The organism is Vibrio sp. S12_S33 (assembly GCF_963889785.1).
Taxonomy (GTDB): domain Bacteria; phylum Pseudomonadota; class Gammaproteobacteria; order Enterobacterales; family Vibrionaceae; genus Vibrio; species Vibrio aestuarianus.
In genome coordinates this window covers 54900-78343 of record NZ_CAWPQZ010000016.1, presented here as the reverse complement: position 1 = coordinate 78343, position 23444 = coordinate 54900, and the positions used below count along the sequence as shown (strand labels likewise).

Genomic DNA, 23444 nt, shown 5'->3' with positions numbered 1-23444 from the left:
AGATTGATAGGTTTATATTGTTAAAGAGCGTTCTTCGTTTGGTTGCCGTAGCTCCCTTGGAAGAGGCGGCCATTCTAGCGAGATAATTTTTTGTGTCAAACACTTTTTTAAATTATTTCGTCTTACCAATTTGGCCTACTGATTGACTGGCTAGTGGGCTTGAACCCTTACTGGCTGTGCCGTGTCAGTGAGGCGGCATTATAGAGATCGCCATCACATTGGCAACCCCTTTTTGCAATTTTATTTAGTTTTTTATCCGTTGGGTTAAAAAAGAGTCAAAACACCTTGAAAATATGCTTTTTATTTACAGGTTTTTAAAGTTTTGGCTAAATATGGACACTTTTTTCCAGTTTGTGTATTCCACTTCTTTTGATGTGTCCGTTTCTCCGCCAGTGAGTGACATAATGAAACGAATCATAATTTTATCGAAGAAACGGTAACGTGGGTAATAAAGAGCCCCCGCAAATACTCCAATCAATGTGGGTTGCCAAGGCGATTTATTAAGAAAGGTTTTAATATAGACACTACCTTGTGGCGTATCTTTGCCTTGATCTTCTTTTCTGGCCGTCAGGTTGACACAGAAGAATGCTGACTTAGCTGTTTGCAACTCAGCTTTATGTTGTTCAATAAATTGGTATAGCTTCTTGTTTAGATGACCATAACGTATAGAAGCACCAATAAGAATGCGATCATAATCTAATAAATCAATATTTTCAGCTTGATGTAAATCGACCACTTCACAATCCAATTCAGGCAACTCATCTCTTATGTAGTTAATAATTTTCAGAGTTTGCCCTTCACGAGAAGAATAGAGAAATAAAGCTTTTTGCACGTTACATCCTTAACTACGCCAAAATGTTGGTGTAAGCAGTATTAATAGTGTGAAAATTTCTAAGCGCCCAAACAACATCGAGACAATCAGTACCCACTTTGCCTTGTCATTTATATCTGCAAAATGTACCGATACCTCACCAAGTCCTGGGCCTAAATTATTCAATGTGGCAGCTACGGCCGAAAATGCACTGAGCTCATCCATCCCAGTAGCGATTAATGCCAACATACAGACCACAAATACAAGCGCATAAGCAGAGAAAAATCCCCATACCGCATCGACCACTCGCTGTGAAAGCGCCGTTCCACCCACTTTTATGGTGTACACCGCTCTTGGGTGTATTAGCCGCTTCATCTCCCGCGCACCTTGCAGTGTTAGCAATAAAATACGGATAACCTTCATACCACCGCCTGTAGAACCAGCACAGCCACCAATAAAAGAGGAGAATAAAAGTAATACAGGCAAAAATAGTGGCCAATCCGAGAAACCTGTGGTGGTGAAACCAGCTGTTGTTGATATTGATACCGTTTGAAATAGAGCTTGGTCAAACGCATCATAGAATGAGTCGTAAGAATGATGTTCGAGTAACATCAAAAAACAAATAGCGAATAGGATTATTTGGATTACAGCAAAAGCACGGAACTCAGGATCTTTTACGTAATATTTGGGGTGAACGCCACCAGTTGAAAATGCAGCGTAATGCAGTGTGAAATTACAGGCAGAAATCAATAAGAACACAACCGTAATGAGGTTAATAGCATAACTATCAAAATAACCGATACTCGCATCGTGTGTTGAAAATCCACCAATAGCAATGGTTGAGAAGCTATGACAAATTGCGTCAAACAGTGTCATGCCAGCAAACCAGAATGCAGCCGCGCAAGCAATCGTCAAACTAAGGTAGATATACCATAAAGCTTTTGCGGTTTCTGCTATACGCGGGGTTACCTTGGTATCTTTTACTGGACCAGGAATTTCTGCACGATATAGCTGCATACCACCAATTCCGAGCACAGGAAGAATTGCCACGGCAAGTACAATAATCCCCATACCACCAAACCATTGCAGAAACTGACGGTAAAATAAAATTGCTTTTGGTAATTCGTCTAATCCAACAATAACGGTCGCCCCTGTTGTAGTTAACGCAGAGAAAGACTCAAAAAATGCATCAGTAACGGAAACCTCAGGGTTATTGGCTAGCCAAAAAGGCAACGAGCCGGCACTACCAATTACCGTCCAAAAGAGCACAACAATCAAAAAACCATCCCTTGCTTTTAATTCATGACGATAACGACGATTAGGGAACCAGAAAAAACCACCACACATCAGCAAAACAAAGAATGTCGTGACAAAAGGCACCCCTGCTCCATCTCGGTACAGTAAGGCCACCAGCGCTGGGGCAAGCATGGATACGCTAAATAATGCGAGCAAAAGCCCGACAATACGGATAATAGATCGAAATTGCATTGCTTATTTAAATGAAGCTGAGCTTCTAACTTCCTAGTTATCTTCGAATGCGGCGACCATTGCCTTCGCACCACTTTTATTAATCATAGTTTGGGTAAAGGCATCTACTTGACGCAATTCGATTTCAATAATGAGTTCAACCTGTTCCGTGTAATTGGCCTCAAATTCTATCGCTTCATACTGAACCACGATCGACTGAGCAATAGACAGAAAACCGTAGTCTAGCGTTAGGCGCAGCTTTACGGTGATTTTTTTCTCAATTGTTTGAAGCAGCTTAAGCGCTTGCTGAACACCACCACCGTACGCTTTCACTAATCCGCCCGTTCCTAAGCGAATGCCACCGGAGTAACGAGTCACCACAGCAGTCAATTCACCGACACCGGAACCAGATAATTGCGCCAAAATCGGTTTACCAGCAGTTCCAGAAGGCTCACCATCATCACTAAAACCCCATAGCATAGAATCTTCGGGTCGTCCTGCGACAAACCCCCAGCAATTATGCCTTGCATCACTGTGCTTTGCTTTTATCTGTTCAACGAAAGCTTTTGCGGCTTCCACATTCGGTGTATGCGCAAGATAAGTGATAAAGAGGCTTTTCTTTATTTCCTCTTCAAACTGTGCGGGCAACGCTGGAATCAAATATGGCTGAACATTCATGTTAGGCAGTTAAAACGAAGAATATCGGCAGTGTAACACGCGCAATAAAAAAATCAGTGATCATCTGCATTAGCGCACAATGTTAAACAGTTGTTTAAAAAATGTATTGAAATTAAACAATCGACAGTTCAAACTACCCCTACTGGTCTAACCAGAACAATTAATACAACAAAAACTCTCACACACAGTCAGAAGATTGTATGTCACGGAGATAGACAATGATTTACCAAGCCAACACCCTACAGGTAAAGGAATTACAAGACGGTATCGCTGAGTTAAGTTTCTGCTCTCCAGAATCAGTCAATAAGCTTGACCTTGCCACTCTTGAATCACTCGACCATGCACTCGATGCACTTAAAACGCACCAAGGCCTTAAAGGACTAATCCTAATTTCGGATAAAGAGTCATTTATCGTCGGTGCCGATATCACCGAATTTTTAGGTCTCTTCGCTAAACCAACCGAAGAGCTTGATCAATGGCTACAATTTGCCAACAGCATTTTCAGCAAGCTAGAGGATTTACCCGTTCCAACGCTTGCTGCTTTGAAAGGCCACGCGCTTGGCGGTGGCTGTGAGTGTGTACTCGCTACCGATTTTCGCATTGGTGATGTAACCACTAGCATTGGCTTACCTGAAACTAAACTCGGTATCATGCCTGGGTTTGGCGGTTGTGTACGCTTGCCGCGCCTGATTGGTGCTGATAGCGCCATGGAAGTCATTACTCAAGGTAAAGCATGTCGAGCAGAAGAAGCCCTAAAAATTGGTCTGCTTGATGCCATTGTCGACAGCGACAAACTGCTTGAATCAGCCATAAAAACCATAACATCGGCCATCAATGAAAAAATCGATTGGCAAGCTCGCCGTCAGCAAAAAACTTCAGCGCTCGCACTCAGCAAATTAGAAGCGATGATGAGCTTCACAATGGCGAAAGGTTTAGTTGCTCAACATGCAGGGCCTCATTACCCAGCACCAATGGCAGCCGTAATTGCCATTGAAGAAGCAGCTCGCTACGCTCGCGATGAAGCATTGGCTATTGAGCGTAAACACTTTGCTAAACTGGCTAAATCAGAAGAAGCTAAATCGTTAGTCGGTTTATTTCTCAATGATCAGTACATCAAGGCACTGGCAAAAAAAGCAGCCAAATCAGCCAATAAAGATACAGAAAGAGCAGCCGTACTTGGCGCCGGAATTATGGGTGGAGGTATTGCCTACCAATCAGCAGTGAAAGGTGTGCCTGTTTTGATGAAAGACATCGCACAATCATCACTCAACTTAGGCATGACTGAAGCTTCGAAGCTACTCAACAAACAGTTGCAACGCGGTAAAATTGATGGGTTCAAAATGGCGGGCGTATTGGCGTCTATCACCCCAAGCCTTCACTACGCAGGTATTGAACAAGCGGATGTGATCGTCGAAGCCGTGGTTGAAAATCCAAAAATCAAAGCGGCTGTATTGAGTGAAGTGGAAGAAAACGTCAATCAAGAAACCGTTATCACGTCTAACACCTCTACCATCCCTATTAACCTATTAGCGAAATCACTCAAGCGTCCAGAAAATTTCTGCGGCATGCATTTCTTCAACCCTGTCCATCGGATGCCATTGGTAGAAATTATTCGCGGTGAACATACATCTGATGAAACCATCAACCGCGTTGTCGCTTACGCAGCAAAAATGGGTAAATCACCTATCGTAGTCAATGACTGTCCAGGGTTCTTCGTAAACCGCGTACTTTTCCCTTATTTCGGCGGATTTAGTTTATTACTACGTGATGGCGCAGATTTCACGCAAATCGATAAAGTGATGGAACGTAAGTTTGGATGGCCAATGGGGCCGGCTTATCTGCTCGATGTGGTTGGTATTGATACAGCCCACCACGCTCAAGCAGTAATGGCTCAAGGTTTCCCTGAACGTATGGGTAAACAGGGGCGCGATGCAATTGATGCGCTATTTGATGCCAATAAATATGGCCAGAAAAATGGTAGTGGTTTCTATCAATATACATTAGATAAAAAAGGTAAGCCGAAGAAAACCTTCTCTGAAGAGGTACTTACAGTATTCAATGCAGAATGCGGTGACAAACGAGCCTTTGAAGATCAAACCATCATCGAACGTATGATGATTCCAATGATCAATGAAGTTGCTCTGTGCTTAGAGGAAAAAATCATAGCCTCAGCACAAGAAGCAGATATGGCATTGGTATACGGCCTAGGTTTCCCTCCATTTAGAGGTGGCGTCTTCCGCTATCTCGATAGTATCGGGCTACAAAATTATGTTGCGATGGCGAACCAATACCAAACATTGGGCGCGATGTATCAAGTACCTCAACTGCTGATTGATATGGCAGAAAAAGGTGAGACCTTCTACGGTGCTCAGCAAGCAAGTTCTATCTAAGGAGAGATGCCCAAATGACTTCACATAACAAAAATGTCGTAATTGTTGATTGCCTGCGCACCCCAATGGGCCGTTCAAAAGGCGGGGCATTTCGTCACACTCGTGCCGAAGATTTATCTGCTCATTTAATGAAAGGTATTTTAGCCCGTAACCCACAAGTGAACCCGCTAGAAATCGAAGATATCTACTGGGGCTGTGTACAGCAAACGTTAGAGCAAGGCTTTAACGTGGCGCGTAACGCTGCGTTACTAGCTGGCTTACCAATTGAGATTGGCGCAGTGACGGTCAACCGCTTATGTGGCTCTTCTATGCAGGCTTTGCACGATGCCACACGCGCTATCATGGTTGGCGATGCAGATATATGCCTAGTAGGCGGTGTTGAGCATATGGGCCATGTACCGATGACACATGGCGTTGATTTTCACCCAGGAATGTCAAAAACCGTCGCCAAAGCAGCTGGTATGATGGGTTTAACCGCAGAAATGCTCGGTAAATTGCATGGCATTAGCCGTGAACAGCAAGATGCGTTTGCCGCTCGTTCACACCAACGCGCTTATGCGGCAACCGTTGAAGGTCGCTTCAAAAATGAAATTCTCCCAATGGAAGCTCATGCTGAAGATGGCACGCTTTTTACCTTGGATGTTGATGAAGTAATCCGCCCTGAAACTACTGTAGAAGGACTATCACAACTACGTCCTGTTTTTGACCCAGTCAATGGCACCGTGACTGCAGGTACCTCATCGGCACTATCAGATGGTGCCTCTGCCATGCTGATCATGAGCGAAGAGAAAGCAAACGCGCTTGGCTTAAAGATCCGCGCACGCGTTAAATCAATGGCTGTTGCTGGTTGTGATCCTTCTATTATGGGTTATGGCCCAGTTCCTGCGACCAAAAAAGCACTACAACGCGCAGGCTTGACTATGCAGGATATGGACGTAATTGAGCTCAACGAAGCGTTCGCTGCTCAATCTTTACCTTGTGCTAAAGATTTAGGGCTACTTGATGTTGTGGATGAAAAAGTGAACCTGAACGGTGGGGCGATTGCATTGGGTCACCCTCTGGGTTGTTCTGGCACTCGCATCTCAACAACGCTTATCAACCTAATGGAAGCAAAAAACGCAAAATATGGCTTAGCGACCATGTGTATTGGTTTGGGCCAAGGTATTGCGACCATCTTTGAACGCCCATAATTCAATATAATTGTTAGCATGCCAGCCTGAAGGGCTGGCATTTTTTTAGAATGCTTTTAACCAATCTTGGTGAAGTTGTTGGCTGCTACCTAAATAATTAACCATCCACTCAATCAACTTATGATTATCGTCTTTACGCCATACCAAGCAACATTGACTGAGTGGCTTGTCATCTGGCAATATTTTCTCAACAAGCAACCCATCAGCAATTAAAGGTTGCGCTATGTGCCTTGGCATATAACCGATACCTACCCCATTTTTCAAACATTCAATGGCACTGTACCAATTAGGCAATAGTAAACGTCTTTGCTGTGGATAATGACCGGTATGCCGTTTGGGCAACACGCTTGATGTATCATCCAAACAGATAGCTGGAAAATGACTGACAAAAGCTTCGGTTAGGTTTTGCTCTCGAACACAAGGGTGGCTAGGCGACATAACAAATGCCCAATCCAATAACCCCATATCTCGCACTTCAAAATCCCCCCCGACAGGAATAGCCGAGGTTGCACCAATCACAATATCAGCCCGGCCTTGAGATATTGCCTCCCAAGAACCATTAAATACTTCCATATTGATTTGCAGCTCAGCAAACTCAAATGTGCGATAAAAATCTTCCACCAGCGGTTTCATCTTATCGAGTTTAACCACGTTATCCAGTGTCAGTTTTAGTGTCTTTTGCCAGCCATGGGCCGCGCGCTTAGTCTGGGCACGCACTTCCTCCATCTGCCTTAATAACTGACGAGCCTCCAGCATAAAAAGCTCGCCAGCTGGCGTCAGTTCGACCTTTCTAGGCAAACGACGAAATAGCAATACATCTAAATCTTGTTCAACTTGGCGCACACCATAACTGATCGCTGATGGCACTTTATGTAAAACCTCTGCAGCGGCAGTAAAACTTCCCAACCGAGCAACGGTATCTAGCATTTCTAATGATGATTTGGAAAACATAACCCTTCAAATTTTTTGATTGATAACTAACAAATTTAGCGTTTCATTTAATATTAAACGAAAAATAGAATAACAGTGTAGATAAATAAGGGCCGGTAACAATAAAAACCGGATCAATACTCATTAATTTTTTTGAATGGTTAGAATAATGAAAGCATCAAAATTGCAGTTGCTGTACTTAGCCGCCCTATCCATGCTCGGCTTCATTGCCACCGACATGTACCTTCCTGCTTTTAAAGCGATGGAAATCGACTTTGCCACAGGGCCAGAACAGATCGCACTATCATTAACAGTATTTCTGGTAGGAATGGCGTTAGGTCAACTGCTATGGGGATTAGCTTCAGACAAATATGGTCACCGAAATACACTAGCGGCAGGCTTAGCGCTATTTACTGTGGCTTCATTTGGTTTAGCTTTTAGTGAACAAGTTTGGCAATTATTGGCGCTCCGCTTTGTACAAGCGTTAGGGGTTTGTGCACCTGCCGTTATCTGGCAAGCCATGGTCATTCAACGCTACCCAGCCAAAACGAGCCAACAAGTGTTCGCAACCATCATGCCATTAGTGGCGTTATCTCCCGCATTGGCTCCTCAGCTAGGTGTGTTATTGGCGGATAACTTTGGTTGGCACAGTATTTTTGTCGCATTAACTTTAATGGGCGCAGCGCTTGTCGTGTTTACCTTTGGTCAAAAGAATGAGATTTCACAACCAAAGCAAACCTCGATTAAACAAGATATTAAAACGTTACTAAGTACTAAGACTTACTTAGGTAATGTGATGATGTTTGCTTGCGCTTCGGCAGCCTTCTTTGCTTATTTAACCGGTATGCCCGAAATTATGGCTCGCTTAGGTTATGCAGCCAAAGACATTGGCTTAAGTTTTATTCCTCAAACGATTGCTTTCATGGTCGGTGGATATTTAGGTAAAGTCGGTGTAAATAAGTTCGGCGATGAAAAAGTTCTAAAACATTTAATTGGTCTATTTAGCGTGGCAACCTTATTGGTTTTCATCGCTTCACAATGGCAATTGACCTCAATTTGGCCAATTCTAGCGCCTTTCTGTTTGATTGCAGTCGCTAACGGTGCGCTTTATCCAATTGTGGTCAACCGTGCTTTATCCAGTGCTAAACAGAGCCCAGCAACAGCGGCTGGTTTACAAAATAGCCTACAAATCTGCGTCAGTAGTTTAGCCAGCGCATTAGTTGCAGCATTAGCAAGCCAAGCACAAATGGTAACCGGTATTGCGATTATGATTTGTATGGGTGGAGTATGGATAGGTTATATTGTCTCGAATAGACAATTATCAGAACACTTCACCACACCTGATAATGCACGGGTTGTTTCTGATAAAGAGTAATAAAAAAAAGCCGTTCGTTATGAGCGGCTTCGATCATTTAATTATGACTAAATACTTTTCAATCCCCACTTATCAGCAGTTTGCTTGAAAAAACCTTGCGTTTTCTTTAGTTCAACCCAGTGATTAACATAATTGATCCACACTTGGTCTTCTTGCGGTAATAGCATTGAGATAGGCGTGGGTTTGCGAGCTTCTTTTACTGGTACAACAGCAAGCTGATTAAATTTCTCCACCAGCGTTGCCGCTTCTACATTGGAAGTCACCGAGACATCGGCTCTACGAGCAAGCAGCTCTTGATAGTCGCGAGCGGGCGCTTCAATTACAATATGCTGCGCAGAAGGAAAAAATTCTTTAACCATTTTTTCCTGCACAGTACCAAGCGTGGCTGCCACTTTAATTTCTGCTTTATCAAAATCGCTCCAATCACTGTATCGAACGAGATCTTTCTTTTGTACAACAGGCACAAAGGCCAAGTAAAAATAAGGCTGGCTATAACCGGCCACTTTTGCGCGTGACATATTAAGTGAGGCACTGCCTGTTATATCGTATTTATTGGCTGTAATACCATTGACCAAAGTTTTCCAGTCAGTCGCGACATACTCTACTTTCACTCCCAAATCTTTAGCCAGTTCAGTGGTAACATCAATATCAAAACCACGATAGCCATTGGTCGCAGGATCTTTCATAGTCATTGGGTTCCAATCACCAGTCGTACCAACTCGTAGCACACCACTATCTAATATTTCATGTAAACGGCTTTGGGCCATCACCTGACTCACTGACAATACACACAGTCCTAATGCGAGAAGCATCTTCTTCATTATCGTTTCCTTAAAATAATTCACATTTGTTAGAACATCATTGCTAACATAGCAGCAACAAATGTTTTTTTTTAGTTTATTCAAGGTGTAGTGTGATATTACGTGGCTTACTCATGATGACTATTTTGACGCTGACCGGATGCAGTGACTATCAATGGGGCTGGTATGTTCTCGATCCCACCAGCCAGCAAGGCCAGCAAAATATCTCATTTCTAGTGGCTGGGTTTGGGGATACCATTCGTATTTCCCTGATTAGCATGCTACTCGCCATGCTATTGGGGTTAATTGTCGCATTACCTGCGCTATCTGAACGCCAATCGCTACGCTTATTCAACCGAACTTACGTTGAAATTATTCGCGCTATCCCTGTACTGGTTTTATTACTCTGGGTCTACTACGGCTTGCCTTCTTTATTTGACCTATCACTCAATCACTTTTGGGCTGGTGTAATTGCATTAACCATTGCAGAAAGTGCTTTTATGGCCGAAGTGTTTCGAGGAGGCATACAAGCGATCCCTACTGGACAACATGAAGCGGCAAATGCGCTTGGACTTAACTATTGGCAAAAAATGCGTTGGATTATATTGCCGCAAGCTTTACGGCAAATATTGCCGCCACTGGGGAATCAATTTGTTTATATTTTGAAGATGTCGTCATTGGTGAGCGTTATTGGGTTAAGTGACTTAACAAGACGAGCCAATGAATTGGTTGTGACAGAATACCTACCGTTGGAAATTTACACCTTTTTAGTATTCGAATACTTAGTGTTGATCCTTTTGGTTTCGCAAGGCGTGAGATGGCTAGAAAGAAAGATGGCGGTAGGAAAACGCTAGCTCTACATAAGAGCCAGCATTTTTATCATTACTTCTTAGTTGGACGCTTCCAGCCTGAAATTTTGCGTTCTTTGACGCGAGTAATCACCAACTCACCTTCAGCAACATTACTTGTCAGGGTTGTTCCAGCGCCAACGGTAGCACCATTGGCAATCGTTACTGGTGCGATAAGTTGGCAATCAGAACCAACGAATACATCATCACCAATCGTGGTTTTGAATTTATTGGCACCATCGTAGTTACAGGTAATTACACCTGCACCAATGTTGACACGTTGTCCCACTTCCGCATCACCTAAATACGTTAAGTGATTGGCTTTTGAACCTTCGCCTAAACGAGCATTCTTCACTTCGACAAAGTTACCAACGTGCGCGTCATTACGCAGTTCAGCACCAGGGCGTAAACGAGTAAAAGGACCTACAGTACAATTTTCTGCTACCGTTGCACCTTCAATGACACTGTACGGACGGATGATCGTATTATCATCGATCTCACAATCTTTAAGCACACATCCCGTACCGATAATGACGTTATCGCCTAGTGTAACGTTACCTTCAATAATGACATTAGTGTCAATTTCGACATCCATACCACACTGTAATTCACCGCGTAGATCAAAACGAGACGGGTCGCGTAGCATTACCCCTTGCTCTAGCAGTTTCTTCGCTTGAGTGGCTTGGTAAGCTCGCTCTAAACGTGCTAGTTGGGCTCGATCATTAACCCCCTCAACTTCAATCGAACTGGCTGGATGAACCGCTTCAACCGCACGTCCTTCGTTATGTGCTGCTGCAATAACGTCTGTAAGGTAGTACTCACTTTGCGCATTTTCATTGCTTAAGCCAGATAGCCAGCGTTTTAAATCACGACCCGTTGCTACTAACACACCGGTATTGATTTCTTTGATCAGTTTTTGCTCATCAGTAGCATCTTTTTGCTCAACAATCGCCACCACTGGGCCGTGTTTACGAACAATACGTCCATAACCCATCGGGTTATCTAAAACGACCGTTAATAAAGCAATACCGTCATTAGGTTGTGCATCAAGTAAGCTTTCTATCGTCTCTTCAGAGATCAATGGAACATCACCGTAAAGCACGAGGATCTTCTCATCATCCTGAAAATGATCAGATGCTTGATCAACAGCGTGACCGGTACCTAATTGTTCAGCTTGTAGAACCCAGTTCACCGACTCTTCAGCCAATACTTGCTGCATTTGATCACCACCGTGACCATAAACCAAATGAATATTCTGAGCACCCAAACCAGTACACGTGTCAATCACGTGTTTAACCATTGGCTTGCCTGCCAGTGTGTGCAGCACTTTAGGCATATTAGAATACATTCGAGTACCTTTACCTGCTGCTAGGATCACTGCGCTAAATTTCATTGACGACCTATTGACGTTAAAAAAGTTAAGCCGCATTTTAACGGTAATTACTCTGTTAGTTAATTTATCTGGGCACTTTTCTGTTAAATAATAAGCAAAAAGGCGACCAATTGGTCGCCTTTTTCATCACGTCTTAATTCTAAAACAAATTAACGACGTTTTTTTGTCAGCTCGATAACTCGTAACTGAGCAATGGCTTTAGCCAGTTCACTGGCCGCTTGCGCGAAGTCCATGTCGCCATGCTGATTCAAAATATTTTCTTCAGCTTTGCGTTTGGCTTCTTCTGCCTTAGCTGCGTCTAGCTCTTCACCACGGATTGCCGTATCAGCCAGTACAGTCGCTGTACCAGGTTGAATTTCGACAATACCACCAGAAACATAAATAATTTCTTCGTGGCCGTGTAGTTTAACGATACGCACCATACCAGGCTTTATAGCGGTCAGCAGCGGTGTGTGACCATGGAAAATACCCAGTTCACCTTCGCTACCGGTCACCTGAAACGTTTCAACTTGGCCAGAGAAGAGTTTCTTCTCAGCACTTACAACGTCTAGGTGAAAGGTTATTGCTGCCATATCGCCTCCTAGTTAGCCTTATAGCTTCTTAGCATTCTCAAGAGCATCATCGATAGTACCGCAGTACATAAATGCTTGCTCAGGAACGTCATCGTATTCACCAGATAGAAGACCTTTGAATCCACGTAAAGTCTCTTTAAGAGATACGTAAACACCTGGGTCACCTGTAAATACTTCTGCTACGTGGTAAGGCTGAGTTAGGAAACGTTCAATCTTACGTGCACGAGATACAACTTGCTTATCACCTTCAGACAGCTCGTCCATACCAAGGATCGCAATGATATCTTTCAGCTCTTTATAACGCTGAAGCGTCTGCTGAACACCACGAGCAATATCGTAGTGCTCTTGACCGACAACCAATGGATCAAGCTGGCGAGATGTTGAATCTAGCGGGTCGATCGCAGGGTATAGACCCATAGCAGCGATGTTACGGTTAAGTACAACCGTTGCATCCAAGTGCGCAAATGTTGTTGCTGGAGACGGGTCAGTCAAGTCATCCGCTGGTACGTATACCGCCTGTACAGACGTGATAGAACCTTGCTTAGTTGACGTGATACGCTCCTGAAGCACACCCATTTCTTCAGCTAGTGTAGGTTGGTAACCTACCGCTGAAGGCATACGACCTAGCAGTGCAGAAACTTCGGTTCCCGCCAAGGTATAACGGTAGATGTTATCAATAAACAGAAGTACATCACGACCTTCGTCACGGAAGCGTTCTGCCATTGTAAGACCAGTCAGTGCAACACGTAAACGGTTACCTGGTGGCTCGTTCATCTGACCGTAAACCATTGCTACTTTTGATTCTTCAGGTTTTTCGATGTTTACAACACCCGCTTCCTGCATCTCAAAGTAGAAATCGTTACCTTCACGAGTACGCTCACCTACACCCGCAAATACGGATAGGCCAGAGTGTTTTAGCGCGATGTTGTTGATAAGTTCCATCATGTTAACGGTCTTACCTACACCTGCACCACCGAATAGACCGATTTTACCACCCTTAGCGAATGGACAAATCAAGTCGATTACTTTTACACCCGTTTCTAGAAGAGCAGTTTCGTTTGCTTGCTCTTCGTAGCTAGGCGCAGGACGGTGAATTGAGTACAACTCTTCTGCACCGATCTCGCCACGCTCATCAATCGCGTCACCAAGAACGTTCATGATACGACCTAGGGTCTTAGTACCTACTGGTACTGAGATTGGAGCACCAGAGTTTTCAACTGTTACTCCACGACGTAAACCATCAGAGCTACCCATTACGATACAACGAACTACGCCACCGCCTAGCTGTTGTTGAACTTCAAGAACGAGACGCTCTTTTGAGTCCGTAACGTTTAGAGCGTCATATACACTTGGTACTTCGCCCTGTGGGAACTCTACGTCGACTACTGCCCCGATGATCTGTACGATCTTACCTGTAGCCATCGTTAATCCTCTAAACTGTTTGTTTTACCTAAGCTTAAACCGCTGCTGCGCCTGAAACGATTTCCGATAGTTCTTGTGTAATCGCTGCCTGACGGGCTTTGTTGTACACAAGTTCAAGATCATCAATCAAGTTACTAGCGTTATCTGTAGCAGCCTTCATCGCAACCATTCGAGCAGCTTGTTCGCATGCAAGGTTCTCTACTACACCTTGGTAAACCTGAGACTCGATATAGCGCAGCAATAGTGCGTCTAATAAAGGCTTAGGTTCTGGTTCGTAGATATAGTCCCAAGAATGCTTACGTTCCTGCATATCTTTGTCGTCTGATTTAGGCAAAGGCAATAATTGATCAATCGTTGGTTGTTGAACCATGGTATTAACAAAATGGTTAAACACCACGTATAAGCGGTCTAACTCACCATTGTCATATTTTTTCAACATCACGCCGACAGCACCAATCAAGTCTTCCAGACTAGGATAATCACCTAATCCTGAAACTTGGGCTGCCACCTTGGCTCCTGAGTTATTAAAAAATGCAGTCGCTTTTGAGCCGATAACAGCTAGCTCAATTTCTGCACCTTTCTCTTTCCAGCCTTGCATTTCTACAACCGCATTTTTGAATAAGTTAATATTCAAACCACCACATAGGCCACGGTCTGTAGAAACGATGATGTAACCAACACGCTTAGCTTCACGCTCTTCTAGGTACGGATGACGATACTCTAGATTCGCGCTAGCCATATGACCGATCACTTTACGAATTGTCTCAGCGTAAGGACGAGTAGCTTCCATAGAATCTTGCGAACGTCGCATCTTCGATGTCGCTACCATCTCCATCGCTTTCGTAATCTTCTGAGTGCTTTTAACACTGCCGATTTTACTACGTATCTCTTTTGCGCCGGCCATCGTTACTCTCCATTAGTTGGTGGCAGAGACTGCCACCGACCTATTACCAAGTTTGAGTTGCTTTGAAATCGTCCATCAGTTTCTTCAACTGAGCTTCAATTTCATCGTTATAAGCACCCGTCTTGTCGATCTCAGCTGCTAAATCAGCATATTGACCGCGAGCATACGATAGTAGAGCCGCTTCAAAATCTAGAACTTTACTAAGTTCAACATCGTTTAAGTAGCCGCGCTCGACAGCAAAAACAACCACAGCTTGATCAAATACAGACATTGGAGCGTACTGCTTCTGCTTCATTAGTTCTGTTACTTTTTGACCATGGTTTAGCTGACGCTTAGTTGCTTCATCAAGATCAGACGAGAACTGTGCGAATGCCGCTAGTTCACGATATTGTGCTAGTGCAGTACGAATACCGCCAGATAGCTTCTTGATGATTTTCGTTTGCGCTGCACCACCTACACGAGAAACTGAGATACCAGGGTCAACAGCAGGGCGAACGCCAGCGTTGAACAATTCAGTTTGTAGGAAGATCTGACCATCGGTAATCGAGATTACGTTAGTCGGTACGAATGCAGATACGTCACCCGCTTGAGTTTCAATGATTGGAAGAGCAGTTAAAGAACCAGTCTTACCTTTCACTTCACCTTTCGTAAATTCATCAACGTAGTGTTCGCTTACGCGAGCTGCACGTTCTAGAAGACGAGAGTGAAGGTAGAAAACATCACCAGGGAACGCTTCACGACCAGGTGGGCGTTTTAGTAGTAGCGAGATCTGACGGTACGCAACCGCTTGTTTAGATAGATCATCATAAACAATCAGTGCATCTTCACCGCGATCACGAAAGTATTCACCCATTGCACAACCTGAGTATGGTGCTAGATATTGCAGCGCCGCAGATTCTGCCGCAGAAGCAACAACGACGATAGTGTTAGCTAGCGCGCCATGTTCTTCAAGTTTGCGAACCACGTTAGCAATAGTCGATGCTTTTTGACCGATCGCTACGTAGATAGAGAAAATACCAGAGTTTTTCTGGTTAATAATTGCATCGATCGCCATTGCTGTTTTACCAGTTTGACGGTCACCGATGATAAGCTCACGCTGACCACGACCGATTGGGATCATCGAGTCAACTGACTTATAACCAGTTTGTACAGGTTGATCTACCGATTTACGGTCGATTACGCCTGGTGCAATTACTTCTACAGGTGAAGTCAACTTCGCCTCAATTGGACCTTTGCCATCAATAGGCTCACCTAGCGTGTTAACAACACGGCCAAGCAATTCAGGACCAACTGGTACTTCAAGAATACGACCAGTACCTGTAACTTTCATGCCTTCCTTAAGGTCAGCATATGGGCCCATTACAACGGCACCAACCGAATCACGGTTCAAGTTTAGTGCTAGCGCGTAACGACCACCCGGTAATTCAATCATTTCACCTTGCATCACGTCCGCTAGGCCGTGAATGCTAAGAATACCATCGCTTACCGATACGATAGTACCTTCGTTGCGAGCTTCACTAACAACGTCGAAAGCTTCGATACGTTGTTTAATTAGATCGCTAATTTCCGTGGAATTAAGTTGCATGCTCCAATCCCCATCAAGACTGCAATGCATCGCTCAGGCGGTTTAAACGACCGCGAGCTGAGTTATCGATGACTAGGTCTCCGGCTCGAATTATAACCCCACCAAGTAGGGTCTCATCTATACTGCAATTCAGCTGAACTTTGCGCTCAAGACGCTGCTCAAGTTTGTTGCTGATATCTGCACATTGTTTCTCAGAAAGTTCAGTGGCTGAAATAACATCAACATCTATCTCTTTCTCATGTTCCTGTTTTAAGGCTAGAAACTCGTTACAAACATCAGGAAGGGCCTTTAATCGGCCGTTCTCAGCCATCACCTTAATCAGGTTCTGGGCGTGAACATCAAACTGATCGCCACAAATTGCGTTCAAAATTTCTGCTAATTTCTCAGCAGAGGTAGAGCTAGTTAATAACTCTTTAATTTGATCGTTCTTTGCGACCTCGGCAGCAAAAGCAAGCATTTGAGCCCATTGGCTTAGCTGCTTTTTCTCCACCGCAAAATCGAATGCTGCTTTAGCATAGGGGCGTGCGATTGTAATAAAATCAGACATATGCGCCCCCATCCTTAAAGTTTTGCAGTAATGTTGTCGAGAATATCTTTGTGCGCATCTTTATCGATTGAACGCTCAAGGATTTTCTCAGCACCAGCTATAGCCAGAGTTGCAACTTGTTTACGCAGCTCATCGCGGGCACGATTACGTTCAGATTCAAGTTCAGCTTCAGCTTGAGTTAGGATTTTCTGGCGTTCAGCCTGAGCTTCCTCACGTGCTTCATCTAGAATTTGAGCTTTACGTTTATTGGCCTGTTCGATGACCTCAGTTGCAGTGCGCTTCGCTTCTTTCATTTGTTCAGAAGCGTTGGCTTGTGCTAGATCCAAGTTTTTAGCAGCACGCTCAGCGGCTGATAGACCGTCAGCAATTTTTTTCTGACGTTCTTCGATCGCTTGCATAATTGGCGGCCATACATATTTCATGCAGAACCACACAAAAAGTGCAAACGCGATTGCTTGACCTAGCAGAGTTGCGTTCATATTCACAACAGCTACCCCTCTATTTGTTCACCAACGAAAAGTATTAATCAACGACAAATTATTAATTTGTGTGATCGGTTGATTAACCTAGTTGACCAACAAATGGGTTCGCAAAAGTAAATAGAAGTGCGATTACGATACCGATCATTGGAACCGCATCAAGTAGACCCGCGATGATGAACATCTTAACTTGTAGCATAGGAGCCATTTCTGGTTGACGAGCTGCACCTTCTAGGAATTTACCACCTAGAATTGCGAAACCAATCGCTGTACCAAGAGAAGCAAGACCGACGATAATACCTACCGCGATTGCAGAAAAGCTCAGTAAAGTTTCCATTACTATCTCCAATTTATAGTTGTTGGCTTATGTGCCCAAATAAAAAGCTTAAAAAATTAATGATCACTGTCTTCGTGTGCCATTGACAGATATACGATAGTCAACATCATGAACACGAAAGCCTGAATCAGAATTACCAGAATATGGAAAATAGCCCACGGAAGTGAACCCATCCATTGTAACCACCATGGTAGCATCGCTGCGATAAGAATGAATACAACCTCACCCGCGAACATGTTACCGAATAAACGCATACCAAGAGAAAGAGGTTTCGCTAAGAGCGACACGACTTCAATCAGTAGGTTAAACGGAATCATGATTGGGTGATTGAATGGATGTAAAGCCAATTCTTTCGCAAAACCACCTAGACCTTTCACTTTGATGCTGTAGAAAATCATCAACGCAAATACGCCTAGAGCCATAGCCATGGTGATATTCACATCAGCAGAAGGAACCACTTTTAAATAAGGGATACCAAGCCAATGTTCTGCTGGATACGGTAAGAAATCAATTGGAATTAAATCCATGATGTTCATCAACAATACCCAACAAAAGATAGTCAGTGCCAGCGGTGCTATAAGTGGATTGCGTCCATGAAAGGTGTCTTTGACGTTCTGATCGACAAATTCCACCACCATTTCAACAAAACACTGAAGCTTACCTGGTACACCCGCTGTTGCTTTCTTTGATACTGAACGAAATACCCATAAGAATATTAAGCCAGTAAACAAGGAAAAAAACAGGCTATCGATATGTACGTTCCAGAAACTTGTTTCACTAATTGATAGACCTAAATCGTAATGCTCAGAAATCTTCGCAAGAGACAGGTTTGTCAAGTGGTGCTCAATGTATCCGGACGATGTTAGCGCTTCACCTGGCGCAGCCATAACTCATCCTATTTTTTGTTGTTAATGAATAGCACTGGCGCACAGATATTAATACCTAGAGCCAGCAAATAGGTTAGTTTGAGGGGAACAAGTTCCACCTGCATATACATGTAGGCAACATAGAACAGTGCAACTGTGATAAGGATTTTGAGTACTTCGCCTGTATAGAAAGAGGCCGCAATCTGCTTTGCAGCACGAGCTCCACTAAACATAAAAGCACACAGCGCAAAAACCGCATTCGCAATGACAAAAATGCCACCACCAACCAGCGCAGAAAGCCCCCATTCAGCATTTACAGCTACCGCCATCCCTGCTGCCACAACCATAACCGCGCCAAACTGGATCATTAACAATTGCTTAGCAAGCTCTCGTCCTGGTCTAGCTAACGCAGCTACCATGTATTCGTACCTCTAGTAATGTCCACAGCTCATCTACAACATAGGGCAGTGGAAATTGGCGAAAATTATACGGTCACTCTAACTGATTGCAATTGAAACACAGCAAAAAGTTACAATTTTGTTTACAAACCGACAACTTTCAAATAAAAAATGTTTTTTATCATAATTGATTTAAATCAATTATCTCATTTAGCTTTCAAGCTTGGCAATTAGTTGCTCTAATTTGTGAGGCTCATCAAGACTAATCGTCACTTTGGCTTTACCGCCCTTAGAGCGAACAATTGAAACTTTAGCCCCCAACATTTCACTTAATTTTTGTGACATTTGTTGTACATCTGCGTCTTCCGCGGGCAATTCTTGATCAGATGTCTGTGTTAAGCACTTTTTCACTAATTGTTCAGTTTGTCTAACCGTCAATTGCTTTTCAGCGACGCGCTCAGCAACTTCCGTTTGTTGTTCACCTTCAAGCATAAGAAGAGCACGGGCATGGCCCATTTCTAATTGCTTCGACTCAACTAAACGTTTTACACCATCATCAAGCTGGTTCAGCCTTAGTAGGTTACTTACGGTCGCTCGTGATTTACCTATCACATCGGCAACTTGTTGATGGGTCAGTTTAAACTCTTCTTGTAAGCGCTCAAGTGCTTGCGCTTCTTCAATAACATTCAGATCTTCACGCTGAATGTTTTCGATCAGTGCCATCGCAATAGCAGCGCGATCATCAACATTTTTTATCAAGCAAGGAACTTGCCTTAAACCCGCTTGTTTTGCAGCACGCCAGCGGCGTTCACCGGCAATAATTTCATAACCACCCGCAGCTAAATTTCTCACAACAATCGGCTGAATGATGCCTTGTGATTGAATGGATGCAGCCAGCTCTTCTAAAGCATCCGGAGACATATCTTTGCGCGGTTGATACATGCCAGGTTTTAAACTTGAGATGGCAATATCCATTAATTCACCATCAGAAGATAGCGCCTGACTGTATGAAGCCGCTTGCTGTTTTTCACGGGCAAGAGAACTGGTCGCCAACAGCGCGTCCAATCCTTTTCCTAAACCACGTTTAGACATGAGGACGAATTCCTTTAAGTGATATTATGCAGGTATTTCTTCTCGACGAAGCATTTCACCAGCTAGTGCCAAATAGGCTTTAGCTCCAGCTGAATACTTGTCGTAATACATTGCTGGTTTACCATGACTCGGCGCTTCAGCAAGACGAACATTACGAGGAATAACTGTGCGGTAGACTTTATTACCAAAGTGCTTTTTCAGTTGATCGGAGACTTCATTAGCTAGGCGATTACGTGGATCGTACATGGTACGAAGTAATCCTTCAATTTTGAGGTTGTCATTAACCACCGCAGCCAGTTTACTAATGGTATCCATTAACGCAGTTAAACCTTCTAATGCAAAATACTCACATTGCATAGGCACTAAAACAGAATCCGCTGCGGCCATGGCATTGATTGTAAGAAGGTTTAAGGAAGGAGGACAATCGATAAAGATGAAATCATAGTTATCACGAACTGGTGCTAACGCATTTTTCAAGCGAACTTCACGCGCAAACACTTCCATTAGCTTAATTTCAGCAGCAGTCACATCGCCATTGGCTGCGATCAAATCATAATGACCAGTTGTCTTGCGACAGACGACATCATCAAATGGTGTATCTTCAACCAATAACTCGTAGGCTGTCGCATCAACTTGATACTTATCAACCCCACTTGCCATTGTTGCATTACCTTGTGGATCGAGATCAATCACCAATACTTTGCGTTTAGTCGCCGCCATAGACGCCGCTAAATTGATACACGTTGTTGTTTTTCCAACGCCACCTTTCTGGTTGGCGATAGCTACGATTTTGCCCACAAATATGCCTCGCTGTTATCCCTTGCGAGATAAGATTACAAGATGACGGTCACCTTCCAACTCTGGAACTTTCAAACCTTTGACATCGGTCACAGAACACCACTCTGGTAGTGTGGCTATTTCTTCTTCTGGCAGTTGTCCTTTCAGGGCTAAAAATAGGCCCGTTTGTTCTTTTGGCAAATGATGACACCATTCGACCATGTCCAGCATTGAAGCAAATGCACGGCTAAGTACGCCATCAAATTTTACTTCAGGCTGGAACTCTTCTACTCGACTTTGGATTGTAGTCACATTTTTAATACCAAGCTCATGAAGAACTTGTTTAATAAAACGAATGCGTTTGCCCAAACTATCGAGTAAGAAAAATGTTTTATCTGGGTTCATGATTGCAAGAGGGATACCCGGTAAACCAGGACCTGTGCCAACATCAATAAAACGCTCACCCTGTAAGTGAGGACTTACCACTATACTATCTAGGATATGTTTCACAAGCATATCCATCGGGTTACGCACAGAAGTGAGATTGTAAGCCTTGTTCCACTTATCCAACATTTCAACATAACCAACGAGTTGGTTGCGTTGTTGTTCGTTGACTTCGAGATCGGTTTGGCTAACGAGTTGATCCAGACGCGTTCTTAATTCACTCATGCCGCATCATCTCCTTTTTTAAGAACACCTTGCTTCTTCAAATAAACCAATAGGATAGAGATAGCAGCAGGCGTAATACCAGAAATTCGAGAAGCGATACCAACGGTTTCAGGCTGTGCGGTATTCAGTTTAAGAATGACTTCATTCGACAGCCCTTTGACTTGCTTGTAATCCAAATCTAGCGGCAATTTGGTGTGCTCATGACGCAAAGATTTATTGATCTCATCTTGCTGTCGTTGGATATAGCCTTCGTATTTAACCTGAATTTCAACTTGCTCTGCCGCTTGAAGATCCTCAAGAGCTGGCGCAAAAGCTTCAAGAGAAGTCAGTTGTTGGTATGTGATCTCAGGGCGGCGCAATAGATCCTCACCACTCGCTTCACGCGACATTGGCGTTTTCAAAAGTGTATTCAGTTCGTTGATACCGACTGAGTTTGGATTCATCCACGTTTCTTTCAAGCGTTGGCGCTCTAGTTCCATATTTTCGATTTTTTGGTTAAAACGAGCCCAACGAGCATCATCAACCAAACCAAACTCTCGAGCTTGTTCTGTTAAACGTAAATCGGCGTTGTCTTCACGTAATAGCAAGCGATATTCCGCACGTGAAGTAAACATACGGTAAGGTTCTTTGGTACCCATAGTTGAAAGATCATCAATCAACACACCCATGTAGGCTTGATCACGGCGTGGGCTCCAACCTTCTTTGTCTTGGCTATATAAACTTGCGTTTAATCCGGCCATCAAGCCTTGTGCTGCAGCTTCTTCATAGCCGGTAGTGCCATTAATTTGACCAGCAAAAAACAACCCATTCATAAATTTAGTTTCATAGGTTTGTTTGAGATCGCGTGGGTCAAAGAAATCGTACTCAATTGCGTAGCCCGGACGAACAATATGCGCGTTTTCGAAGCCTTTCATTGAACGAACAATCTGTATTTGTACATCAAACGGTAAGCTGGTGGAGATGCCGTTTGGATATAATTCGGTTGTAGTTAAGCCTTCCGGTTCGATAAAGATCTGATGACTATTTTTGTCAGCAAAGCGCATCACTTTATCTTCAATCGATGGGCAATAACGAGGTCCGATACCTTCAATAACCCCAGCATACATTGGGCTGCGATCTAAATTGGCACGGATCACATCATGTGTTTTTTCATTGGTGTGTGTGATGTAACACGGGATCTGACGCGGGTGGTGACTACGCTGGCCCATAAATGAAAATACTGGTGTTGGGTTGTCGCCGTGTTGAGTTTCTAAAACAGAAAAGTCAACGCTGCGTGCATCAATGCGTGGTGGGGTCCCTGTTTTTAAACGATCAACTCTGAAAGGTAATTCTCGTAGACGATCAGCCAGTGCGATCGATGGAGGATCGCCTGCGCGGCCTCCTGAGAAGTTTTCCAACCCAATATGGATCTTTCCTCCAAGGAAAGTCCCAACGGTCAATACAACGGCTTTAGCGTGGAATTTGAGGCCCATTTGAGTAACGACACCCACCACATGATCATTCTCAACGAGAAGATCATCTACAGCTTGCTGAAACAAAGTTAAGTTGGGAGTGTTTTCAAGAACATCACGCACATACGCTTTGTACAGAGCGCGATCAGCCTGCGCGCGAGTAGCTCTAACCGCTGGGCCTTTTGAGGCGTTTAGCGTTCTAAATTGAATACCTGCATGATCAATCGCTTGAGCCATAAGGCCACCCATGGCATCGACTTCTTTGACTAGGTGCCCTTTACCGATACCGCCAATGGCTGGGTTACAAGACATTTGACCTAGCGTATCTATGTTGTGAGTAAGCAATAACGTACTTTGACCAGTACGAGCTGCTGCGAGAGCGGCTTCCGTTCCTGCGTGGCCACCACCGACCACAATGACGTCAAATTTTTCGTGATAAAGCATGCACCGACCTTAGGTATTC

At 43.8% G+C, this 23444-nt stretch carries 23 protein-coding genes; 4 read left to right on the top strand and 19 right to left on the bottom strand.

The genetic code is table 11. The features are described 5' to 3' along the window. Positions 1 to 304 precede the first annotated feature (304 nt). Genes hemG through AACW06_RS09800 form a run of 3 tightly spaced genes read right to left on the bottom strand, consistent with a single transcriptional unit; the run spans position 305 to position 2956 of the window. Positions 305 to 832, bottom strand: a complete 528-nt coding sequence (gene hemG, locus AACW06_RS09810; RefSeq protein WP_192074916.1) for a menaquinone-dependent protoporphyrinogen IX dehydrogenase — start codon at positions 830 to 832, stop codon at positions 305 to 307. Positions 833 to 841: 9 nt separating this feature from the next. After that, positions 842 to 2299, bottom strand: coding sequence for a TrkH family potassium uptake protein (locus AACW06_RS09805; RefSeq protein WP_192074915.1), 1458 nt, complete (start codon positions 2297 to 2299; stop codon positions 842 to 844). A gap of 33 nt (positions 2300 to 2332) precedes the next feature. Then, positions 2333 to 2956: a YigZ family protein gene (locus AACW06_RS09800; protein ID WP_192074914.1), complete on the bottom strand. Its 624-nt coding sequence runs from the start codon at positions 2954 to 2956 to the stop codon at positions 2333 to 2335. A 218-nt stretch (positions 2957 to 3174) separates the two neighbouring features. On the opposite strand from AACW06_RS09800, the gene fadB reads away from it, so the two are divergent. Together fadB and fadA are read left to right on the top strand one after the other, a co-directional pair. Further along, entirely contained in the window at positions 3175 to 5346 is a 2172-nt protein-coding gene (gene fadB, locus AACW06_RS09795; protein WP_192074913.1) for a fatty acid oxidation complex subunit alpha FadB, read from the top strand. Between the two features lie 14 nt (positions 5347 to 5360). After that, complete coding sequence (gene fadA, locus AACW06_RS09790) at positions 5361 to 6536, top strand: acetyl-CoA C-acyltransferase FadA (RefSeq protein ID WP_053308848.1); 1176 nt, start codon at positions 5361 to 5363, stop codon at positions 6534 to 6536. A gap of 45 nt (positions 6537 to 6581) precedes the next feature. Here fadA and punR read toward each other — a convergent pair whose 3' ends face one another. Further along, positions 6582 to 7487, bottom strand: coding sequence for a DNA-binding transcriptional activator PunR (punR, locus tag AACW06_RS09785; protein ID WP_192074912.1), 906 nt, complete (start codon positions 7485 to 7487; stop codon positions 6582 to 6584). 148 nt (positions 7488 to 7635) lie between these two features. Here punR and punC point away from each other — a divergent pair, with 148 nt between their 5' ends. Next, positions 7636 to 8841 (top strand): purine nucleoside transporter PunC, encoded by a 1206-nt coding sequence (punC, locus tag AACW06_RS09780; protein ID WP_192074911.1) that lies wholly within the window; start codon positions 7636 to 7638, stop codon positions 8839 to 8841. 47 nt (positions 8842 to 8888) lie between these two features. On the opposite strand, the gene AACW06_RS09775 is transcribed toward punC, so the two are convergent. Then, positions 8889 to 9662, bottom strand: coding sequence for a transporter substrate-binding domain-containing protein (locus tag AACW06_RS09775; RefSeq protein WP_192074910.1), 774 nt, complete (start codon positions 9660 to 9662; stop codon positions 8889 to 8891). A gap of 113 nt (positions 9663 to 9775) precedes the next feature. Here AACW06_RS09775 and AACW06_RS09770 point away from each other — a divergent pair, with 113 nt between their 5' ends. Further along, positions 9776 to 10495, top strand: coding sequence for an amino acid ABC transporter permease (locus tag AACW06_RS09770; protein ID WP_192074909.1), 720 nt, complete (start codon positions 9776 to 9778; stop codon positions 10493 to 10495). 28 nt (positions 10496 to 10523) lie between these two features. Here AACW06_RS09770 and glmU read toward each other — a convergent pair whose 3' ends face one another. From glmU to mnmG, 14 genes are all read right to left on the bottom strand, one after another. Next, complete coding sequence (gene glmU / locus AACW06_RS09765) at positions 10524 to 11882, bottom strand: bifunctional UDP-N-acetylglucosamine diphosphorylase/glucosamine-1-phosphate N-acetyltransferase GlmU (RefSeq protein WP_192074908.1); 1359 nt, start codon at positions 11880 to 11882, stop codon at positions 10524 to 10526. 149 nt (positions 11883 to 12031) lie between these two features. After that, complete coding sequence (locus tag AACW06_RS09760; RefSeq protein WP_053308854.1) at positions 12032 to 12454, bottom strand: F0F1 ATP synthase subunit epsilon; 423 nt, start codon at positions 12452 to 12454, stop codon at positions 12032 to 12034. An 18-nt stretch (positions 12455 to 12472) separates the two neighbouring features. Further along, complete coding sequence (atpD, locus tag AACW06_RS09755; RefSeq protein ID WP_168523863.1) at positions 12473 to 13876, bottom strand: F0F1 ATP synthase subunit beta; 1404 nt, start codon at positions 13874 to 13876, stop codon at positions 12473 to 12475. A gap of 34 nt (positions 13877 to 13910) precedes the next feature. Then, positions 13911 to 14780 (bottom strand): F0F1 ATP synthase subunit gamma, encoded by an 870-nt coding sequence (gene atpG / locus AACW06_RS09750; protein ID WP_053308856.1) that lies wholly within the window; start codon positions 14778 to 14780, stop codon positions 13911 to 13913. Between the two features lie 43 nt (positions 14781 to 14823). Continuing rightward, positions 14824 to 16365 carry a F0F1 ATP synthase subunit alpha gene (gene atpA / locus AACW06_RS09745; RefSeq protein ID WP_168523862.1) on the bottom strand — a complete coding sequence of 514 codons (1542 nt, stop codon included), beginning with the start codon at positions 16363 to 16365 and terminating at the stop codon, positions 14824 to 14826. Between the two features lie 13 nt (positions 16366 to 16378). After that, a complete protein-coding gene (atpH, locus tag AACW06_RS09740; protein WP_053308858.1) occupies positions 16379 to 16912 on the bottom strand; it encodes a F0F1 ATP synthase subunit delta in 534 nt (177 codons plus the stop codon). Between the two features lie 14 nt (positions 16913 to 16926). Then, positions 16927 to 17397 (bottom strand): F0F1 ATP synthase subunit B, encoded by a 471-nt coding sequence (atpF, locus tag AACW06_RS09735; RefSeq protein ID WP_168523861.1) that lies wholly within the window; start codon positions 17395 to 17397, stop codon positions 16927 to 16929. A gap of 76 nt (positions 17398 to 17473) precedes the next feature. After that, on the bottom strand, positions 17474 to 17728 hold the full coding sequence (gene atpE / locus AACW06_RS09730; protein WP_053308860.1) for a F0F1 ATP synthase subunit C: 255 nt from the start codon (positions 17726 to 17728) through the stop codon (positions 17474 to 17476). A 56-nt stretch (positions 17729 to 17784) separates the two neighbouring features. Further along, positions 17785 to 18615: a F0F1 ATP synthase subunit A gene (gene atpB, locus AACW06_RS09725; RefSeq protein WP_053308861.1), complete on the bottom strand. Its 831-nt coding sequence runs from the start codon at positions 18613 to 18615 to the stop codon at positions 17785 to 17787. 8 nt (positions 18616 to 18623) lie between these two features. Beyond that, the gene (locus tag AACW06_RS09720; RefSeq protein ID WP_053308862.1) at positions 18624 to 19013 is read right to left on the bottom strand and encodes a F0F1 ATP synthase subunit I; all 390 of its coding nucleotides are present in this window, start codon (positions 19011 to 19013) and stop codon (positions 18624 to 18626) included. 189 nt (positions 19014 to 19202) lie between these two features. Continuing rightward, the gene (locus AACW06_RS09715) at positions 19203 to 20084 is read right to left on the bottom strand and encodes a ParB/RepB/Spo0J family partition protein (protein WP_192074907.1); all 882 of its coding nucleotides are present in this window, start codon (positions 20082 to 20084) and stop codon (positions 19203 to 19205) included. Between the two features lie 24 nt (positions 20085 to 20108). Then, on the bottom strand, positions 20109 to 20882 hold the full coding sequence (locus AACW06_RS09710) for a ParA family protein (protein WP_053308864.1): 774 nt from the start codon (positions 20880 to 20882) through the stop codon (positions 20109 to 20111). Between the two features lie 15 nt (positions 20883 to 20897). Continuing rightward, positions 20898 to 21530, bottom strand: a complete 633-nt coding sequence (gene rsmG / locus AACW06_RS09705) for a 16S rRNA (guanine(527)-N(7))-methyltransferase RsmG (RefSeq protein ID WP_192074906.1) — start codon at positions 21528 to 21530, stop codon at positions 20898 to 20900. Beyond that, positions 21527 to 23425: a tRNA uridine-5-carboxymethylaminomethyl(34) synthesis enzyme MnmG gene (gene mnmG / locus AACW06_RS09700; protein ID WP_192074905.1), complete on the bottom strand. Its 1899-nt coding sequence runs from the start codon at positions 23423 to 23425 to the stop codon at positions 21527 to 21529. Before mnmG ends, rsmG begins: the two co-directional genes overlap by 4 nt. Positions 23426 to 23444: the final 19 nt, after the last annotated feature.